Source organism: Pseudescherichia vulneris (genome assembly GCF_902164725.1).
GTDB lineage: Bacteria > Pseudomonadota > Gammaproteobacteria > Enterobacterales > Enterobacteriaceae > Pseudescherichia > Pseudescherichia vulneris.
The window spans coordinates 156267-157957 of sequence record NZ_LR607338.1; the positions used below are offsets into that span (position 1 = coordinate 156267).

At 58.1% G+C, this 1691-nt stretch carries 1 protein-coding gene; it reads left to right on the forward strand.

The window, feature by feature from the left end; genetic code table 11:
• Positions 1 to 60: 60 nt before the first annotated feature.
• Positions 61 to 1691 (forward strand): TipJ family phage tail tip protein (locus FN633_RS00645; RefSeq protein WP_243731465.1); only part of this gene is annotated, 1631 nt, incomplete at its 3' end.

Here is a 1691-nt window from a genome sequence, read left to right on the forward strand (position 1 = left end):
AACGCTGACGGGACAAAGAATTTTGAAAACTTCACCTGGGACTTTCGCCCGGGTACACAGATGCAGGATCCTATCCCCGGTTTCCCGGCGGTGGAGAACGAAACCACCATCGGCGTATCACTGACGAACGCCACGCCCTGGACGCGCGCATTAAGCAATACGCAGATTGATGCCGTGCTGGTCCGGATCGGTATCTCCGGCCTGCAGCAGCAGGAAAACGACGGCGATATTGTCGGCACCTCCGTGACGTATCATATCGATGTGGCCACTGATGGTGGCTCTTATGAAACGATCATGACCAAGACGGTGACCGAAAAGCTCAGCTCCCTTTACGAGCTCACGCACCGCATCAACCTGCCTAAGGCCAGTACGGGCTGGCAGATCCGCGTCGTGCGTGACACCGCCGACAGCACCAGCCAGCTGCTGCAGAACAAAACGCAGGTGCAGGCCATTACCGAGGTGATCGACGCCCGTCTGCGCTATCCGCACACTGCTCTGCTGTACGTCTCCTTTAACGCTAAATCGTTCAACAGCATCCCGAAAATCTCCTGTAAGCCGAAGGGCCGCATTATTCGCATTCCCTCAAATTACGATCCTATAGCGCGAACCTACTCCGGCACATGGGATGGCACGTTTAAGTGGGGGTGGTCGAATAATCCGGCGTGGATCTGGTTTGATGTCCTGACCGAGCCGCGCTTTGGCCTCGGCCGCCGCGTCACGCCGGACATGCTGGATAAATGGGAGCTTTACCGCATCGCACAGCGTTGCGATCAGCTGGTTCCGGACGGTAAAGGGGGCAGCGGCACAGAGCCGCGCTTCATGTTCGACGTCTACATCCAGTCGCAGGCCGATGCATGGCAGGTGATCAAAGATATCGCCGCCGGCTTCAATGGCATGACGTTCTGGGGCAACAACATGTTCAATGTTGTCTCCGATATGCCAGTCGATACCTCGAAGCTGCAGATCCTCACCCGCGCCTCGGTGGTGGATAAACCCACGTACTCCAGCGGCAGCGAGAAGAACCGTTATTCCAGCGCACTGATTAACTTCAGCGACCCGGATAACCACTATCAGGACCGCACCACGGCGGTGATGTTCCCTGACCTGGTGAAGCAGTTCAAGTTTAAGCAGACGCAGATAACGGCCATAGGCTGCACACGCGAGAGCGAGGCGCAGCGGCGCGGTGGCTGGGCGGTGTATTCCAATTATCTTGACCGCATCATCACCGTTCAGACGGGGCTGGACGGCGTTGCCTACATGCCCGGTACCGTGTTCGCCTTTGCAGATGAACGCGTGTCCGGTCGGGTATACGGCGGGCGCATAACGGATTATGACGCCTCCATCCGGGCGGTCACCACTGACCGGGGCACCAGCGCGGTACCCGGTGATACGCTGATGATCCGCACGCAGGGCGGCACCGTGGAGAGTCGCATCATCCAGGCGGTAAACGGCAGCCAGCTGATTGTGGCCACGCCGTTTGTTGCGGCGCCAGCGCCGGATGCGGTCTTTGTCATCGATGCAGGGCAGCTGCGGCTGCAATATTTTCGGGTGACTAACCTCAGGTACAACGACGAGGAAAACACCTTTACCATTACCGGCGCTGAGTACAACACCTCGAAATACGATGCCGTGGATAATAATGCGCGGCTGGACATTCCGCCGATCAGCCTTATTCCCACCGGGCTGGTGGC